The organism is Nonomuraea sp. B208, assembly GCF_057536035.1.
The window spans coordinates 282,182-297,695 of record NZ_BAAJOU010000027.1 but is presented as its reverse complement, the minus strand read 5'-3'; the positions used below and the strand labels follow the sequence as shown (position 1 = coordinate 297,695).

The following is a 15,514-nucleotide window of genomic DNA, read 5'->3' as shown; positions in this document are numbered from 1 at the left end:
CAGTACGGTTGGTAACCCCAAGGTGGCCACCGGCTCCATGGCTACCGTTCCCAGCGCCGGCGAGGTAGCCCATGCGCGAGGCACTGTTCCGAGCTGCGCAGCACAGCTCGTGGGTGGCGAATGAAGAATCCGTGGCGCAGCGCCAGTCGGAGCGGACCACCCGCCAGATTTACGAGCGTTCCGCGCTGCCGCTCCCGAAGCCGGCGACGCAGGGGTGGACCGGCGGATCGGCGTCCCCGGGGGTCACGCTTCTGTGGCCGTACCCGCGCGGCTCGTCCGACGTCATCGACCGCGCGAACTGCGCCGACCTGTTTCTACGCGCCCATCCACGATTTCGGATCGTCACCGAATACGGCCTCGACCGCGGCGCTCTGGCCGAAACCGACCCCGCCGAGAACATCCTGCTGTTCTGCCCGTTCGATGCCGTGTTACCTCGCCTGTCGATCATCGCCGACTCCCTGCTCACGGTCGACGATCGACCGGTCCATGCGGTGGCCAGCGAAATGATCATGGGGTACCTGATGCGTGCGGGGCTGTGGCCCAAGCCGGCCCGCGGGGCGGACTTCGCCCACCTCCCGGCCATCGACCGATTGCGCACCGGGCTGGTCAACGGAACGGGACTCGCGCTGTTCAAGGCCGCGCAGATGGCACTCTTCCAGCGCCGGCGCGACAGCCTGTCCGGCCTCGGTGTGACGATGCCGCAGGGACGCGTCGCATGGGACCGCGCGGAGGCGGTCGCGGCGAGCGAGGCGTGGTTCGCGCAGGGGCACGGTGTGGTCTACCGGCCGTTCGCGTCCTCACGCGGCACCGCCGTCTCGTTTCTCGGCCCCCGCGGCTCCCAGCCACGGCGACGCGCAGTCGAGGAGGTCCTGGATGCGATGGAGGCGACCATGGCGGACACGTACGGGCGAGCCGACCCTTACCCGATCACGCTCTCGACGTTCGTCGAGTCCCGCAAGATCGACGGCCGAGTGTGTGACCTGCGGATGTTCGTGGTCGCCGATCCACAGGCCTCAGCCTTACGCGCGATCCCCGGCGCGGTCGGCCTCGCGCAGATCCCGTTCGGCGAACGGGACGAGCTCGGCACGGCCACGTGCTTGACGAACCTCAACGCTCCACCTGACGCCGAGGCGGTGCCCATCCCGCGCGAACTGCCGCTGTCGGATCCAGACGTCCTGGCCGTACTCGGCATCGGGGAGAAGGAGCTCGAACTACTCGGGCGGGTGGCGGTCCTGCTGTGGAGCCGGGCGGTCACTGCGGAGCGGGTCACGACCGGAATGGCGCTGCCGTTCGCCTACGGCTCGGTCGACTTCCTCATCACCGAGACGGGCCGGATCGCGCCGATCGAGATGAACGGCGCCAATGTCGGCTCCCACACCTCCGTCCACCCGCTGTTCCTCGACTCTTTCGGACTCGCGATGCGGGCCGCGCTGGAAGAGGCCTTGTGGTGAGTTCGTCCCGTTCGCCCGCTCCCCTACGGCGGTGAACGAACCGATGGACACCCGGATCCGGATCGCCACGACGAGCGCCGCACCATCGGTCACCGCCATCTTCGACGAGCCCGGTCTCGCGGTGGACGACCAAGGGGCTTACGTGTCCGAGCTGCTGCCGCTCGTCTGGGCCCGAGGATGGACCTGCACGAAGGCCATCGTGATACGGGGCGTGCACGATGGCGAAGTCCTGGTGGACTTCATACAGGTACGGGGGGCAGCAGCAGGTGCCGGCATACGCGTGGAGACGCGCGGCGACTGTGGCAATTCCATGGTGGCGGCCATGCTCGCCGTGTCGGATGAAACCGGGCGTACGGACCTTCGGATGCGTAATCGGTGCACGGGTGTGGTGGCCTCGATCCGCCGATGCGGACGCCGGTCGAGCTGGGAACTGGTCGAAGCCGACTTCACCGAGGGCCTGGCTGGACGGAGCGCCGACGAGTTCGTGCTGGCGGTGCCGACCGACTCGATAGGCGTGCCGGTGAGCGTGCTGGACGCGATGAACCCCTATGTCATCGTCCACGCTGCGGACATCGGTGCGACCGCGGACACACTGATCGCCCGCGACCCTGGGCCGGCGCTTCTCGACCGGCTGTGCCGGCTGCGGCGTCACGTCGGGGCACTGCTCGGCGGACCGTTGGACGGCGAGTTCCCCAAAGCGGCCATCGCGTGTCGGGGGCCTGGACGGCAAATAGTCGGCCGGACCATATACCTCGGCCAATGGCACCCGGGGCTGCCCCTTACCGGCGGCATCACCCTGGCGCTGGCGGCACTCGCACCGGGAACCGTGCTTTTCGGCGGTGAATGCGCCCACGTCAGCGTGACGGATGGCCGTTCCAAGACGGAGGCGGAGATCACGCGCGACGCTTCCGGCATCCGACGTTGCCTGATCCGTGGTCTCCAGGTCGCCCTGCTCGACGAGCTGATCCTGCCCACCCCGCTCACGCCGAACGCCGCGAACAAGAGGGACAAGGCATGGAAGGCGTGAACCTCGATCAGCCGCTGTCTGGTTCACCCTTATTCGTCGGAGAGCCCTATGCCGCGTGATTTCTACGCCACCGTTGCCCAGGTCCTGCCGGTGTTGTTGTTGGCTTTCGTATGGGACTCGCGGTTCCTGGAGAGATTGCGAACCCAGCGGCGCCACCTTCGTCCGCGTGGTTCGGCGGATGGAGTACGGTTCTGGACCAAACCCCGAGTGCGCGCCTACGCCCTGACCGTCGCCACGATCACCATCGCCGACCTTGCCGTGTGTATCCTGGCGCTGGCCGGAGCCATCCCCGACAGCACTGTGCTGCGCACGTTGGTGGCCGTAGGGCTGATCCTGGCGCTGATCACGCTGCTCAACCGGGTCTGGATGGACGTCCTGCATGCCACCGCTCGTTCCGTAGAGCCTTCATCGCCTCCTGACGGCCCGCTGACCATCTCCACCGACCAGGCTGCGGAAGGCTCCGGAGACCAGCCCGACACGAGCCCGCCCTCTTCGATCGGCCCTGGCCGGGATGGCGGGACACGATGGGAAAACTGACTTCCCGAAGCGGTTCGATGTCCGAACTCGAGTCCGCCCTGGGCGCGCGCCTCCTGTTTCCACGTGACCGGGAATATGAGGTGTCACGGCGCGTGTGGAATGCCATGCACGATCGGAGACCTGCACTGATCGCGCGCTGCCGGACAGCCGCCGAGGTGAGCCTGGCCCTGCGGTACGCGCTCGCCGAGAATCTCCGGGTGACCGTACGCGGCGGCGGCCACAACGTTGCCGGTACTGCTGTGGCCGACAATGCCGTCATGATCGACCTCTCGCTGATGAGCGAGGTGGCAGTCGATGTCGCCGGACGACTGGCCCATGCCGGGGGTGGTTGCCTTCTACGTGACCTTGACGCCGCAACCACACCCCTGGGGTTGGCGTGTCCAGCCGGAGTGGTCTCGCACACAGGGCTTGGCGGGCTCGCGCTGGGTGGCGGGTATGGCTGGTTGGCTCGCAAGTGGGGTTTGACCTGCGATCACATCATGGCGGTCGAGATCGTCCTGCCGGACGGCTCGATCGTCGAGGCAACCGAGGATCAGTATGAGGATTTACTGTGGGCGCTGCGTGGTGGAGGCGGAAACTTCGGCATTGTCACCCGCTTCACCTTACGGCTGCGCCCATGCGGTCCTGTTCATCTGCACAGCGGGGCCTACACGCTGGACGCGGCATCGGCAGCCTTGGCCGCGTATGGGGACTTCGCGGAACGGCAATGCCGCGACCTGCACACTGTGGGCAGCCTGGCCTACCCCGGAGTCCAGGAGTGGATCCCGGAAAAGTTACGCCACGAGCCGCTCCTCTTCCTGACCGCCGCATGGTTCGGTGACCTCGCCGAAGCCCAGGCCCGGACAGCCCCCCTGTTCGAGACCGCTGTTCCCGAAGCCTCCCGAATCCGGACCCTCACCTATCCCGAACTGCAGTCGCTCGGCGACCACGGCGAGCCTCATGGTCACCGGTACTACACCAAGTCCTGCTATCTCCGGGAGTTTCCCGCCGGGGTCGCGGCGAGTTTCGTAGCGGCGGCGCGGGACATTCGTTCGCGCCGCTCCTCGATCGATTTCGAGTTCCTGAGGGGAGCGATGACGGACGTTCCTGACGAGAACTCCGCTTTTCCGCATCGAGACGCGCCATACATCTTCACCGCATCGGCTCAGTGGACCGACCCCGAAGATGACGCCGAGAACATCGCCTGGTCCAGAAGGAGCGTGAACCGGCTGCGGGAGTTCCAGTCGGCGGGCGTCTACGTGAATTACGTGCACGATGAGAACGCCAAGGCCGCGGATGTCTACGGTGCCGAGCGCTACCAGCGACTCGCCGAGGTCAAACAGCGCTATGACCCGGAGAACATCCTGCGCCACAACCAGAATATTGCTCCCGCACCCACCACTGCGCCGTGATAGAGAGGGAAGCGTCTCTGTGCCGATGTCTGGATCGTTCGACACCCCTGTGAACCCCCCGCAGATATCAGACCACAATGCTCCGGAATCTATGGTTGCGGCGCTGCATTCTCCCTGGTTTGCGCTTGTTGCCGACCTCCACGACGTTATTCTGCCGACCACCGTGACCTATGCGAGCTCACGGGGTCTCAAGAGTCTGCAGTTGCCCCTGACCACAAGGACGATCACCTGTCCCACTGCTCTGGGTAGCGACTCGGAGCCGGTTCCGGTGAAGGTCAACGGGGTTCCGACCTATCTCGCCGACTCCATGCAGTTCGCGTTGGAGTACGGGTGCAGGATGGCTCGTAGCGGCTGTTACACCATCATGCCTTCGTTCCGTGCGGAGGAACCTGACTCGACCCATCTAGGCCAATTCACCCACAGCGAAGCTGAAATCATCGGTGATCTGGACGACTTGATTCGCTATGTCGATGGATATGTCCGCACCCTGGCGGCCTCGGTTCTTGACCGCCTGGGCGACCGCTTGGCACAAGCGCGTGGGGATATCTCTCACCTGGAGCGCATGGTGGGCCGTCGCGAGGCGTTCGAACAACTCACCTTTGAGGAGGCCGTGCGCGTCGTGAACGATGAGGACGGCGCGGTGCTGGATAACGGAGTTTGGCGTTCTTTCACCCGCAAGGGTGAGTTGCTCCTCATGGAACGCGTCAGCGAGTTCGTCTGGGTCCGTCACTTCGACAGCCTCGCAGTCCCCTTTTACCAGGCATTCGTCGACCCTTCCGGAAAAATCGCAAATAATGCTGACCTCTACTTCGGGATGGGCGAAGTGGCCGGCGCCGGCGAGCGGCACGCGGACGCTGAGGGACTACGCAAATCCATGGCCCTGCATGGAGTGAACGAATCCGAATATGCCTGGTATGTACGGATGCGAGAAGTGGCTCCCCTTCGTACGTCCGGTTTCGGTCTGGGGGTAGAGCGCTTCCTCATGTGGGTGCTCAACCATGGCGACATCCGTGACGTCAGCCTGATCTCCAGGGTCGACGAGTCGAAGGCCTGGCCGGCCGCTGTCGTGCGCCCCTGACGGTCTACCGCTATGGCCAGGGCGAGTTCGGGCGGCGCACCTGCGAGACGAGCCGATCGTCGGGCCGGTGGTGAACGACTACCCGGCGAGGGTTTCGGCCAGCCATCTGGCCTGGAGATCGAGGTGGTGAGCCTCGCCGCTCTCGTGACCATTGAACTCGTAGGCGACGATGTCCTTCGGGCCGCCGTACCGGTTGAAGGCGGCGTACACACCTGAGGGCGGACAGGTGGTGTCATGCAGGGCGACGCCGAAGTGCGCCGGGCAGCGCGCCTGATCCACCAGCAGCGCGACGTCGAAGTACGCGAGCGTCTCGAACGCCCCGTCCACCAGGGAGCGGTGCGTATGACACCACCTGACCAACTCCGGATACGGCCCCGTCGTGGCGACATGCGCCGAGCGGCGGATGTTGCACAGGAAGGGCACATTGGGCATGGCGGCGGCCACACCCGGATGCAGCGAGGCGGCCACCAGCGACAGCGCGCCGCCCTGGCTGGTACCCGTGGTGACCAGCGCGGCTGAGGCGCGATGCGAAAGCTCGGCGGCGGCGTCCACGGCCCGGACCGCGTCGACGAACAGGCGGCGATAGTAGTAGACGTCCCGGTCCGGCAGGCCGTCGGTGAGGAAGCCCGGCACATGGGGCAGTCCGGACGCGCCCAGGTCGGCGGTGTCGCCGGTCCGCCACGCGCTGCCCTGGCCGCGCGTGTCCATGATGAGATGCGGGTAGCCGGACGCCGACCAGAAGAGCAGTTCGTGCGGCAGACCTCGGCCGCCACCGTAGCCGATGTATTCGATCACCGTCGGGCGCTGCTCGTCGAGGCCTCGCGGTACCAGATACCACGCCTTGATCGGGTGGCCGCCGGCTCCGGCGAACGTCACGTCGAAGACGTCCACCGTACGCAGCGGGGTGTCGTGTACGGGCTCGGCCCGCACGTCGAGCGGCGAGCGCGCGGCCTTGGCCAGCGACGCCTTCCAGAAGTCCGACATGTCGCCCGGCGCCTGCCGGTCACCCAGAAAGCTCTCAAGAGCTTCAAAGGGGATCTCCGCTAACATCGCACTCTCCTCGTCGAACTTGTCGTCCACTGAGCGCCATCACCCGGCCCGCCGCGAGGGAACCGTCCAGGATGGCGTCCTCCATCGAGCCGTACGTCCAACCGCCGTAACGGCCGCACGAGAACACGCGGTGCCCGGCCAGCCAGCCGAGCAGCAGGTCCACTGCCGCCCGCCTGGCGTCGTCGAAGACCACGTACGCATGCTCGACATCGCGTTGCTCGACGAACAGCACGTCGTCGGCTGAGCCGATGGCGCCCATGCGCTCCAGCCCGCTGATCACCGAGGGCAGGTCCAGCAGGCTGCTCCGGTCGGCGACCTCTACCCACAGGGCGGCGCAGCCGGGCGGTGCCATTTCCGGCACCACGTTGGTGAACACGCCCATGCGGTAGAACGGGTATGGCCTTTCGGGCAGGTACACCCAATGCTCGCGCATCATCGTCGGCGACCGCAGGGCGACGTTGAGGTAGCGCAGGGGGATCGAGCACAGTGCGCGGCGGGCGGCGGCGATGTGAGGCGGCAACCCCGGGATGCGGTCGAGCAGGTCGGGCAGCGGAATGGTGGACACCAGCGCTTGCCAGTCCAGCCACGAGGGTTCACCGGTCAGCTTGATCCGGCCGCTCTGAAGGTCGATCTCCTCCACGTCCGTGGAAAGGCGCACGCTCAGCCGCCCGCCCTCGTTCGCCGCCTCCAGGAGCGCACGTGGCAGCAGGTCGATGCCGCCTTTTGCCGGATAGAGGAACCGGGCGTTGTACCCCACGCGGTCCTGCCTGATGCCCAGCGCCCCACCGACCACCTGGACGGTGCTCGGCGTCGGGAAATAGCCCGACAGCCAGTCGAAGGTCAGTCTGTCGCACGAAAGGCCCCAGAACTTGCTGTAGTACGGCGTGAAGAAATGGTCGGCCAGGGCCTGCCCATACTGGGCGACGATGAAGTCGTGGAAGCTCTCGGGCGGCGGCCTTCGACGGACCAGCCGCCCCGCCCGTGCCCGAAGGAATCCGGCCAGGCAGCGTCTGCGGACTTCCCCCGGCAACCCGTGGATGTTGGCCTGCAGCGGATAGGGGACCATCGCATCGTTGATCCAGACTTTCGCCCGGCGGCCGATGTCGACCAGGCCGTCCCCGCCGAGCAGGTCATGGACCAGGGCGCGCACGGTGGCGTCGCGCAGGTGCAGCCAGTGGCCGGTGACGTCGAAGGTGAAACCGTCGCGCCGGTGAGTCCTGGCTTTGCCGCCGACCGTCTCTTCGCGCTCGACCAGGGTGACCGTTCTTGCCGACAGGCGCATCGCGGCGGCGAGCCCGGCGAGGCCCGCGCCCAGAACCACGATCGGTTCGGCTGCTCCACCAGGCATGGCGCCCCCGCAGTCCTCATAGGATCACTCAGACTGTATGATGACGCTCTCCCGAGCAAAGGCAACCTTTCGCGAATCACGCAAGCTCGTGACCGCTGCCGTATGCCAGGCCGACACCGACGACCCCCGGCCATCGCAACGCAACCCGCCTGAATCGCGCCGGGTTCGGTGGAGACCTTGGCGTGCCGGGCCTGATCGACCTGCGCCCGGTGAACGAGATGCAGGGCGGTCGTGTCGGTCATCGCCTTACAGCCGGGCGACCGGCCGCCAGCGCGAGCCTGGCCAGCAGCGCCGGCGGCGGCTCTCAAACGTCCACGTGCCCGATATCGGCGCCGGGGGCATGCAGGAGGGGGCTCGCGTGCTCGCCGAACAGCCTCGCCACTAGCTCGCCGCGGCTGCTGACGTCCACCTTGGCGAAGATCGCCTTGAGATGGTCGCGCACCGTGTGCGACGACAGCCGCAGCCGCGTGGCGATCTCCGCGGTGGTGTGCCCGCGCGCCACGCACTCGGTAACCTCGCGCTCGCGCTGCGTCAGCGCGTACGCCTCCACGATGATGGGGACGATCTGCGTCGCCGTCGCCGGCTCGAACACCACCGAGACCGGCCCCGCCTGGCCCCGGCCGTCCTGCAGCACCGAGGCGTGGATGCTGACCCAGCGCCCGCTCCCGCCGCGCACCCGGATGACGGCGGGGCCGGATTCGCGCTCGGCGGCCACGGCCCTGGCCCGCGCCACCACCGAGGCGACGGCTCCCGTCCGCAGACTGACCGTCAAGGGCAGCCAAGGAGAGCCGCCCAACTCGGCGAACCAGTGCTCGGCTTGGGCGTCGGCGAAGATCACCCGGTCGCCGGCGTCGAACAGCGCCGTTCCCGGCGCGTCGGAAGCGCCTGACACCCCGCCCTCCTGCCTGCCGGCGACGGCCAGCCCGGCCAGGCTCAGCGCGATCTCCGGCCCCAGCGCGGCCACGTGCCGCAGGTCGCGCTCGTCAAAGGGCGGCCGGTCGGCGGCGCGGAACAGGTCCACCACCCCCCACACGCCCGCGCCGATGCGGAAGGCGGCGCGCAGGTTGTCGACGTATCCCAGCGGGCGCATGAACTCCCGGAAACGCACGCTCCTGCCTAAATTGCCGACGGTGGCCTGCCGCAGCGTCGCCACGGCGGCGGCCGAGCGGGCGACGTCGCGGAAAGTCAACACGTCGTGCGCGCCGTACTCACGCTGCCAGTACGTCTCGCAGTGCTCCTGGCCGATGTTCTCCACGCGCATGGGCGAGGCCGGCAGGACGGTCGCCGGGTCGGTGCCGATCCAGGCCGCCGCGTCGTAGGGAACCACGCGGCGCAGGCGGCGCGCGGCCGCCGCGAACACCTCCGACCCCTTGCCCGACACTTCCAGCGCTTGCTCACCGGCGCACGCGCGCACGCCGGTCAACCCCCCGATGGTGTCCACGCCGCCATGGTCGCACGCCGTCCCACGGGTTCCCATCCCCCGTCTGAGGGGGGTGGGCCGGCGTCGTGACATCAGGCGGGCCCGCGACGAGCCGCCGCCCCTGATCCGCCTGACCGATCCCGCAGCCGCGGGGGGTGGCGGCCCTGAATGCCCCCGGCGGGCGGGATGGGATCGGCGTCCTCGTCCCGCCATCGTCGATCAGGACGACGACCAATCACTGATCGAAGAGGACGAACGATGCCTGTCACTCCTGCTCCCGGCCCCGGCCCCGGCGCTGACGGTGCCGGCGGCCTGCGGGCGCTGGGCTCGCGGCTCGAAGGAGCGCTGGTCCTGCCCGGTGACGCGGGCTGGGACGCCGCCCGCGCGGCCTGGCAGCTGGCCGTGGACCAGCGTCCGGCCGCCGTGGTGCTGGCCCGCTCGGCCGCCGACGTGGCCGCCACACTGAAGACGGCCCGCGCCCGTGGCCTGCGCGTCGCGCCGCAGTCCAGCGGCCACAACGCCGCCCCGCTCGGACACTTGAACGACACCATCCTGCTGCGCACGTTCGAGATGGCGAACGTGCACATCGACCCCGTGCGGCGGCTGGCCCGGGTGGGCGCGGGGGTGGTGTGGTCGGAGGTGAGCGCGGCCGCCGCCAAGCACGGCCTGGCCGGGCTCGCCGGCACCGCCTCCGACGTCGGCGTGGTCGGCTACACCCTGGGCGGCGGCCTGTCCTGGTTCGCCCGCTCCCACGGCCTGGCCGCCAACCACGTCACCGGCGCCACCGTGGTGACCGCCGACGGCCGCGTGCTGCGCGTGGACGCCGGCCACGAGCCCGACCTGTTCTGGGCGCTCCGGGGCGGCGGGGGCGCGTACGCGATCGTCACCGAGCTGGAGTTCGCCCTGTTCCCCATCACCGAGGTGTACGCGGGCGCGCTGTACTGGCCGATCGAGCGGGCCGGGGAGGTGCTGACCCGGTGGCGCGACTGGACCGCCGGCGTGCCGGACGCGATCACCTCCCTGGGCCGGCTGCTGCGCTTCCCACCGCTGGAGGACGTTCCGCAGCCCTTCCGAGGCCGCTCGCTGGTCGCCGTCGAAGCGGTCGCCCAGTTCGGCCAGGAAGCGGCCGACGCCCTGCTCGCGCCGCTGCGGGAGCTGGGTCCCGAGCTCGACACCTTCGCGCCCACGCCACCGTCCCGGCTCGACCTGCTGCACCTGGACCCGCCCGGCCCCACCCCGGCCACCGGTGACGGCTTCCAGCTCGCCGCTCTCACCGACGAGACGCTGGCGGCCCTGCTGGCCGTGGCCGGCCCTGACGCCGACGTACCGCTGCTGACGGTCGAGGCCCGCCACCTGGGCGGCGCCCTGGCCCCGGACGCCCTGCCCGGCGGCGCGGTGTCCTCGCTGGACGCGGCCTTCGCCGTCTTCTCCGGCGGCCTCACCTTCGACGCGTCCTCCACGGCCGCCGTGCACGCGGCCCTCGACACGCTCGCCGCCGTCCTCGCGCCCTGGCGGGCGCCGCTGGCCTACCGCAACTTCACCGAACGGCGGCGGCCGGACGACGGGGTCGGCTTCGAGCCCGACCATGTACGGCGGCGGCTGCGGCGGGTCAAGCAGACCTACGACCCGGGCGACGTGATCAGAGCCAACCACCCCGTTGAGCCCTCCCGGTAGCCGCCGTGACCCCGATCACCTCGCGACCAAGCGCGTATTTCGCCACCGAGCGACCCGCGGGCCGCTCCCTGCCTTCGTCCCCGGACAACCCCAGACCCAAGGAAAGCACTCTCATGTTCTCTCGTGTCGCCCGCGCCCTCGCCGCCCCCGCCCTGGCCGCGCTGGCCATCGCCACCTCCACCGCCACGCCGGCCGTCGCACAGACCGCAGCTGACAAGCTGGCGTTGTGCAAGCCGGGCATGTTCTGCATCTTCGGCGACACGGGTTACCGGGGTCTGTTCTTCGGCAGCGCCGCCAACGTCCCGAACGTCGGCACCGCGACCGCGCCGTTCGGCTTCAACATCAACGACCACACCAGCTCGTTCTGGAACCGCACCGGCCGCACGATGTGCCTGTTCACCCACACCAACTTCAGGACCCCGCTCCAGTGGCAGCTTCCCAACAGCACCGCGATCGCCGTGGGCATCGCCCCGAACCAGTTCACCCCGAACGTCGGCAAGCTCGCCAACGACGCGACCAGCTCCTTCGCCGCCTGCGCCCGCACCTGACCGCACGACCCCATCACCAGCACGTCCACCACATCACGGAAAGCACCCTCATGATCTCTCGCATCGTCCGCGCCCTCGCCGCCCCCGCCCTGGCCGCGCTGGCCATCGCCACCTCCACCGCCACGCCGGCCGTCGCACAGACCGCAGCTGACAAGCTGGCGTTGTGCAAGCCGGGCATGTTCTGCATCTTCGGCGACACGGGTTACCGGGGTCTGTTCTTCGGCAGCGCCGCCAACGTCCCGAACGTCGGCACCGCGACCGCGCCGTTCGGCTTCAACATCAACGACCACACCAGCTCGTTCTGGAACCGCACCAACCGCGACATCTGCATCTACGCCGACACCAACTTCAGGAACAAGATGTTCTGGCGCGTGAACAACGGCACGCTGGTTCTCGGCCCGGTCGGGGCCGGGCGCTCCACGTCCAACATCGGCAGCGACACCAACGACAAGCTGAGCTCCTTCGGCCCCTGCTGAGCGCCGTAACGGCACGTTTCCACCAGGGAGCCCGTCGCCCGCCGTCCGCACGACGGCGCGCGGCGGGCTCCGCATCACGCCGCTCGACCGTACGACCTGACGGCCGGGTCAGCCGGGGAGCGGGCGTCGATACGGTCGAACGCGCGCGGGTCCAGCGCCGTCCAGTACTGGCGGCGGTCGTCGCACAGCGGGTCGCGTCCGGGCCCGGCCGCTGCGCCCGATCCTTGTCCGGCTGGCAGAACTCGCGTGACAACGGGAGCAGCGCCTTGGCCGCTTGCCGCACGGCTACCCGCTGTGGGCCTGTCGGTCGATCATGGCTACCAGGGTCGTGACGAGTTCCTCGGCCGTGATGTGCCACTTGTCCGCGGACAAGTGTCCGTTGACCTCCATGTCCGTGATCCCGTGCACGCTGGTCAACAGCAGCGGCGCGAATCGGCGGGTGTGCTCTGCGCCGACTACACCGCCGATGATGGCGAGGAACTCGTCCATCGCGCGATCGCCCGCCTGCTTCGCGGCGTGGATCACGGCCGGGTCGCCTGCCGGGTAGGCGAACATCAGCCGGTACAGGTGCGGTTGACGGCGGCCGACCGTCATCAGTGCGGACAGGCCCCTGTGCAGCTTGTGGGCCGGGGACAGCCGCGGATCGGCGCGCACGGCCTGTACCTGATCCGCGAGCCGGTCCAGGGCCTCGGCCGCTACGGCGGTCAGCAGGCTGTCCTTGTCGGGGAAGTGCCGGTACGGCGCCCCACGCGTGACTCCCGCCCGCGCCCCGACCGCGCGCAACGTCACCGCGCCCGGACCGCCGCTGTCGAGCAGACCGGCGGCCGCATCCAGCAAGGCGCGCCGCGTCGCGGCAGCGGATTCCACTCGGCTGACCATGCCCACCACTCTACAGTTGACACTGTCATCCGGGGCGCCCTATCGTCCCCAAGGTGACAAAGTCATCTGAAATTTCGCGGGACACCCGTGGGTGCGTTGTCGTGACCGGAGCCTCGACCGGGATCGGCGCGGCCTCCGCCCGCGAGCTGGCCCGTCAGGGATTTCACGTCCTCGCCGGCGTCCGCCGCGTCCAGGACGCCGACGCGCTCCGCGCCCCGGGCGTCGAGCCGGTCATCCTCGACATCACCCAGCCCGGCCACATCGCCGAGCTTGCCGCCCGCGTCGACGCGCAGGCAGGTGCGCTGCGGGCGTTGGTGAACAACGCCGGCATCTCCGTCAACGCCCCGATCGAAGCCCTGCCGCTCGACGAGTGGCGCCGGCTGTTCGAGGTCAACCTGTTCGGTCACGTCGCCGTCACCCAGGCACTGCTGCCCGACCTGCTGCGCCACTGCGGCCGGGTGGTCAACATCAGCTCGGTCGGCGGGAAGGTCGCCATGGCCACCTTCGGCCCCTACGCGGGCACGAAGTTCGCCCTCGAGGCGGTCAGCGACGCGCTGCGCCGGGAACTGGCCCCGCTGGGTGTGCGGGTGGTGGTCGTCGAACCCGGTGGCGTCCGCACCGAGATGGGCGACCGGGGCATCGCCACCACGGGTCGGCTGGCCGAGGCCATGTCACCGGAACACCGGGATCGCTACGGGCCGTTGATCCAGGCGGTCATGGCGCTGACTGCCGCCGGCACCACCGGCGGTTCGTCCGCCGAGGATGCCGCCCGGGTGATCGCCAAGGCCGTGACCGCCAGGAAGCCTCGTACGCGCTACACCATCGGCCGGGACGCGGCCCTGCTCACCCGCCTGTCGCGGGTACTGCCGGACCGGATGCTCGACCGCGTCGCCGCCGCCGCTCTGCGTCCGCACTACCCGAAGACGACCACCGCATGAGCGTCACGTTCGAGCAAGGGCGGCCGACCGTGCAGGACAGGGCCCGCTCGACGCCCGTCGTTTCATAGGTGGCAATGTCCACCTGCGCCGCCCCCGCGGGCTCCCCGTGCCGCACCGGCAGGGGCAGGGTGGCCATCCAGTACCACACCGCCCGCTTCCGCCTTGTGCCTCAACTCGCCAAGACGCTCGGCGTGCCGACCCCGGCCGTAGCGCCGGCGCCGAGCTGGAGGCCGGGCCGTGCCGCGTCAGGCGCCGGCCGCGTCGAGCCGGCTGAGCTGCTCGTCCGTGAGCTTGACGTCGAGCGCCGGGAGCGCGGCCTCGTACTGCTGGAGGGTGCGGGGCCCGATCAGCGGCACGATCGTCGGCGAGCTCTGGTGCATCAGCCACGCCAGGACCAGCGCGTTCGGGGTGACGCCGACCTCCGCGGCCACCTCGGCGACCGCCGCGAGCCGGGCCTCGGCGTCCGGGCCCTGGTACGGGTCCATCGCCCCGTGGCCCCGCCGCTTGCCCGGGTCGTCGTAGATGCCCTTGAGGATGGGAGAGTACGCGACCAGGGTCAGATCGTCGTGCGTCTCCAGGTAGTCGAGCTGCTCGTCGTCCACGATGGACGCGTGCCGTAGCCCGGCACGGCGCCGCAGGTAGGAGTGCTGCTGCTGGAGCGCGACCGGCGCCGGCCACCCGTGCTGGGCGCACAACTGCCGGATGCGCTCCAGCCGCCACGTCCGTACGTTGGACCAGCCGATGTAGCGGGCCTTGCCAGCCTGGACGATGCCGGCGAGCGCCTCCAGCGTCTCCTCCAGAGGCGTGGCCCGGTCGTCGACGTGCACGTAGTAGAGATCTACGTGATCGGTGCCGAGCCGGCGCAGGCTGCCGTCGATCGCCTCGCGCAACGTCTTCGCCCCGGCCCCGACGAAGGTGCGGTAGGCGACGTCCCAGTCCGGACGGCCGCCGGCCCAGACCGCGTCCAGGTCCCGTACGACCGCGCTGCCCTTGGTGGCCAGGAACATCTGGTCGCGCCGGCCGGACCTCGCCAGCCAGCGGCCGATCAGCTCCTCGCTCTCTCCCCCGTGACTGCCCCGGCGCTCCCACCAGGCGTAGCAGTCGGCTGTGTCCAGGAAGGTGCCGCCGGCCTCCGCGTACCGGTCCAGCATCGTGACGGCTTCGTCCTCCGGCGTGACGGTGCCCATGATCATGCAGCCCAGGGCGAGCCGGCTGACCTGTTCGCCGGTGCGGCCGAGTTGTACGGTCCTCACGCGAGTCCTCCTGTCGTCGATCCCCGGTGGGACCGAGGCTAGGAACTGGAGCGCGCTCCAGGTCAAGGCCGCGCGCCGACGGGGTTCTGGCGGGGAGGGGCGGGCGGCAGAGGCCGCGAAGGAGGGCCGGGGATCCGGTGGCCGACTGCCCTCGATCCGGCGAAGAGCGGCACCTGGCTCCTCTCTTTGCGGGCAGATATCACCGGGCGGCGGGCCGGGACGGGGCGGCGTTCGGACAGGAACAGCGGGCCGCGCGTGCGCGTGCTGCCGTCCGGGAGGCGGGGCAGCAGGTGAGCGGTGCCGCTGTCCCAGTACACCCACTCGATCGTGCCGCCCTTGGACCGGACCGGCGCCCGCCGATGCTCCAGGTCCAGATCCTCGACGTTCAGTGCCAGGATCTCCGCGGCCCGGGCCGCGGTCTCGTACAGCATCCGCCATGGCGTC

The 15,514-nt window shown here is 69.5% G+C and carries 15 protein-coding genes and 1 pseudogene; 10 read left to right on the top strand and 6 right to left on the bottom strand.

The genetic code is table 11. From position 1 onward, the window contains the following. Positions 1-71 precede the first annotated feature (71 nt). The 5 genes from AC27IY_RS32955 to AC27IY_RS32935 all read left to right on the top strand — a co-directional run bounded on the left by AC27IY_RS32955 (position 72) and on the right by AC27IY_RS32935 (position 5,484). Positions 72-1,451 (top strand): hypothetical protein, encoded by a 1,380-nt coding sequence (locus AC27IY_RS32955; protein WP_487180311.1) that lies wholly within the window; start codon positions 72-74, stop codon positions 1,449-1,451. 31 nt (positions 1,452-1,482) lie between these two features. Then, complete coding sequence (locus tag AC27IY_RS32950; protein ID WP_487180310.1) at positions 1,483-2,478, top strand: hypothetical protein; 996 nt, start codon at positions 1,483-1,485, stop codon at positions 2,476-2,478. 48 nt (positions 2,479-2,526) lie between these two features. After that, positions 2,527-3,015: a hypothetical protein gene (locus AC27IY_RS32945; RefSeq protein WP_344207194.1), complete on the top strand. Its 489-nt coding sequence runs from the start codon at positions 2,527-2,529 to the stop codon at positions 3,013-3,015. A 17-nt stretch (positions 3,016-3,032) separates the two neighbouring features. Further along, positions 3,033-4,406, top strand: coding sequence for an FAD-binding oxidoreductase (locus tag AC27IY_RS32940; RefSeq protein WP_487180309.1), 1,374 nt, complete (start codon positions 3,033-3,035; stop codon positions 4,404-4,406). Between the two features lie 91 nt (positions 4,407-4,497). Further along, a complete protein-coding gene (locus AC27IY_RS32935; RefSeq protein WP_487180308.1) occupies positions 4,498-5,484 on the top strand; it encodes an amino acid--tRNA ligase-related protein in 987 nt (328 codons plus the stop codon). A 78-nt stretch (positions 5,485-5,562) separates the two neighbouring features. Here the strand turns inward: AC27IY_RS32935 and AC27IY_RS32930 are convergent, their stop codons facing one another. The 3 genes from AC27IY_RS32930 to AC27IY_RS32920 form a co-directional block, all read right to left on the bottom strand. Continuing rightward, positions 5,563-6,534, bottom strand: coding sequence for an acetylxylan esterase (locus tag AC27IY_RS32930; RefSeq protein ID WP_344207190.1), 972 nt, complete (start codon positions 6,532-6,534; stop codon positions 5,563-5,565). Continuing rightward, positions 6,512-7,855 carry a protoporphyrinogen/coproporphyrinogen oxidase gene (locus tag AC27IY_RS32925; RefSeq protein ID WP_487180307.1) on the bottom strand — a complete coding sequence of 448 codons (1,344 nt, stop codon included), beginning with the start codon at positions 7,853-7,855 and terminating at the stop codon, positions 6,512-6,514. Before AC27IY_RS32925 ends, AC27IY_RS32930 begins: the two co-directional genes overlap by 23 nt. Before the next feature lie 331 nt (positions 7,856-8,186). After that, a complete protein-coding gene (locus AC27IY_RS32920; protein WP_487180306.1) occupies positions 8,187-9,323 on the bottom strand; it encodes a helix-turn-helix transcriptional regulator in 1,137 nt (378 codons plus the stop codon). Positions 9,324-9,560: 237 nt separating this feature from the next. Here AC27IY_RS32920 and AC27IY_RS32915 point away from each other — a divergent pair, with 237 nt between their 5' ends. The 3 genes from AC27IY_RS32915 to AC27IY_RS32905 all read left to right on the top strand — a co-directional run bounded on the left by AC27IY_RS32915 (position 9,561) and on the right by AC27IY_RS32905 (position 12,000). After that, on the top strand, positions 9,561-10,976 hold the full coding sequence (locus tag AC27IY_RS32915; protein ID WP_487180305.1) for an FAD-binding oxidoreductase: 1,416 nt from the start codon (positions 9,561-9,563) through the stop codon (positions 10,974-10,976). Between the two features lie 113 nt (positions 10,977-11,089). Next, a complete protein-coding gene (locus AC27IY_RS32910) occupies positions 11,090-11,524 on the top strand; it encodes a peptidase inhibitor family I36 protein (protein WP_423475659.1) in 435 nt (144 codons plus the stop codon). 50 nt (positions 11,525-11,574) lie between these two features. After that, positions 11,575-12,000, top strand: coding sequence for a peptidase inhibitor family I36 protein (locus AC27IY_RS32905; protein ID WP_423475661.1), 426 nt, complete (start codon positions 11,575-11,577; stop codon positions 11,998-12,000). A 285-nt stretch (positions 12,001-12,285) separates the two neighbouring features. Here the strand turns inward: AC27IY_RS32905 and AC27IY_RS32900 are convergent, their stop codons facing one another. After that, complete coding sequence (locus AC27IY_RS32900) at positions 12,286-12,879, bottom strand: TetR/AcrR family transcriptional regulator (RefSeq protein WP_487180304.1); 594 nt, start codon at positions 12,877-12,879, stop codon at positions 12,286-12,288. A 101-nt stretch (positions 12,880-12,980) separates the two neighbouring features. Here AC27IY_RS32900 and AC27IY_RS32895 point away from each other — a divergent pair, with 101 nt between their 5' ends. Continuing rightward, positions 12,981-13,817, top strand: coding sequence for an SDR family oxidoreductase (locus AC27IY_RS32895; RefSeq protein ID WP_423450273.1), 837 nt, complete (start codon positions 12,981-12,983; stop codon positions 13,815-13,817). A gap of 74 nt (positions 13,818-13,891) precedes the next feature. Beyond that, positions 13,892-14,005: pseudogene (locus AC27IY_RS32890) on the top strand (zinc finger domain-containing protein); the annotation flags it as partial. A 57-nt stretch (positions 14,006-14,062) separates the two neighbouring features. On the opposite strand, the gene AC27IY_RS32885 reads toward AC27IY_RS32890, so the two are convergent. Both AC27IY_RS32885 and AC27IY_RS32880 read right to left on the bottom strand, forming a co-directional pair. Continuing rightward, positions 14,063-15,070 (bottom strand): aldo/keto reductase, encoded by a 1,008-nt coding sequence (locus tag AC27IY_RS32885; protein WP_423450272.1) that lies wholly within the window; start codon positions 15,068-15,070, stop codon positions 14,063-14,065. Positions 15,071-15,132: 62 nt separating this feature from the next. Continuing rightward, positions 15,133-15,501, bottom strand: a complete 369-nt coding sequence (locus tag AC27IY_RS32880; protein ID WP_423450270.1) for a hypothetical protein — start codon at positions 15,499-15,501, stop codon at positions 15,133-15,135. Positions 15,502-15,514: the final 13 nt, after the last annotated feature.

Coding starts and splice junctions, on each gene's coding strand:
- AC27IY_RS32880 (WP_423450270.1), bottom strand. CDS start 15,501: ATGCTGTACGAGACCGCGGCCCGGGCCGCGGAGATCCTGGCACTGAAC.
- AC27IY_RS32905 (WP_423475661.1), top strand. CDS start 11,575: ATGATCTCTCGCATCGTCCGCGCCCTCGCCGCCCCCGCCCTGGCCGCG.
- AC27IY_RS32955 (WP_487180311.1), top strand. CDS start 72: ATGCGCGAGGCACTGTTCCGAGCTGCGCAGCACAGCTCGTGGGTGGCG.
- AC27IY_RS32910 (WP_423475659.1), top strand. CDS start 11,090: ATGTTCTCTCGTGTCGCCCGCGCCCTCGCCGCCCCCGCCCTGGCCGCG.
- AC27IY_RS32945 (WP_344207194.1), top strand. CDS start 2,527: ATGCCGCGTGATTTCTACGCCACCGTTGCCCAGGTCCTGCCGGTGTTG.
- AC27IY_RS32915 (WP_487180305.1), top strand. CDS start 9,561: ATGCCTGTCACTCCTGCTCCCGGCCCCGGCCCCGGCGCTGACGGTGCC.
- AC27IY_RS32930 (WP_344207190.1), bottom strand. CDS start 6,534: ATGTTAGCGGAGATCCCCTTTGAAGCTCTTGAGAGCTTTCTGGGTGAC.
- AC27IY_RS32935 (WP_487180308.1), top strand. CDS start 4,498: ATGGTTGCGGCGCTGCATTCTCCCTGGTTTGCGCTTGTTGCCGACCTC.
- AC27IY_RS32940 (WP_487180309.1), top strand. CDS start 3,033: ATGTCCGAACTCGAGTCCGCCCTGGGCGCGCGCCTCCTGTTTCCACGT.
- AC27IY_RS32900 (WP_487180304.1), bottom strand. CDS start 12,879: ATGGTCAGCCGAGTGGAATCCGCTGCCGCGACGCGGCGCGCCTTGCTG.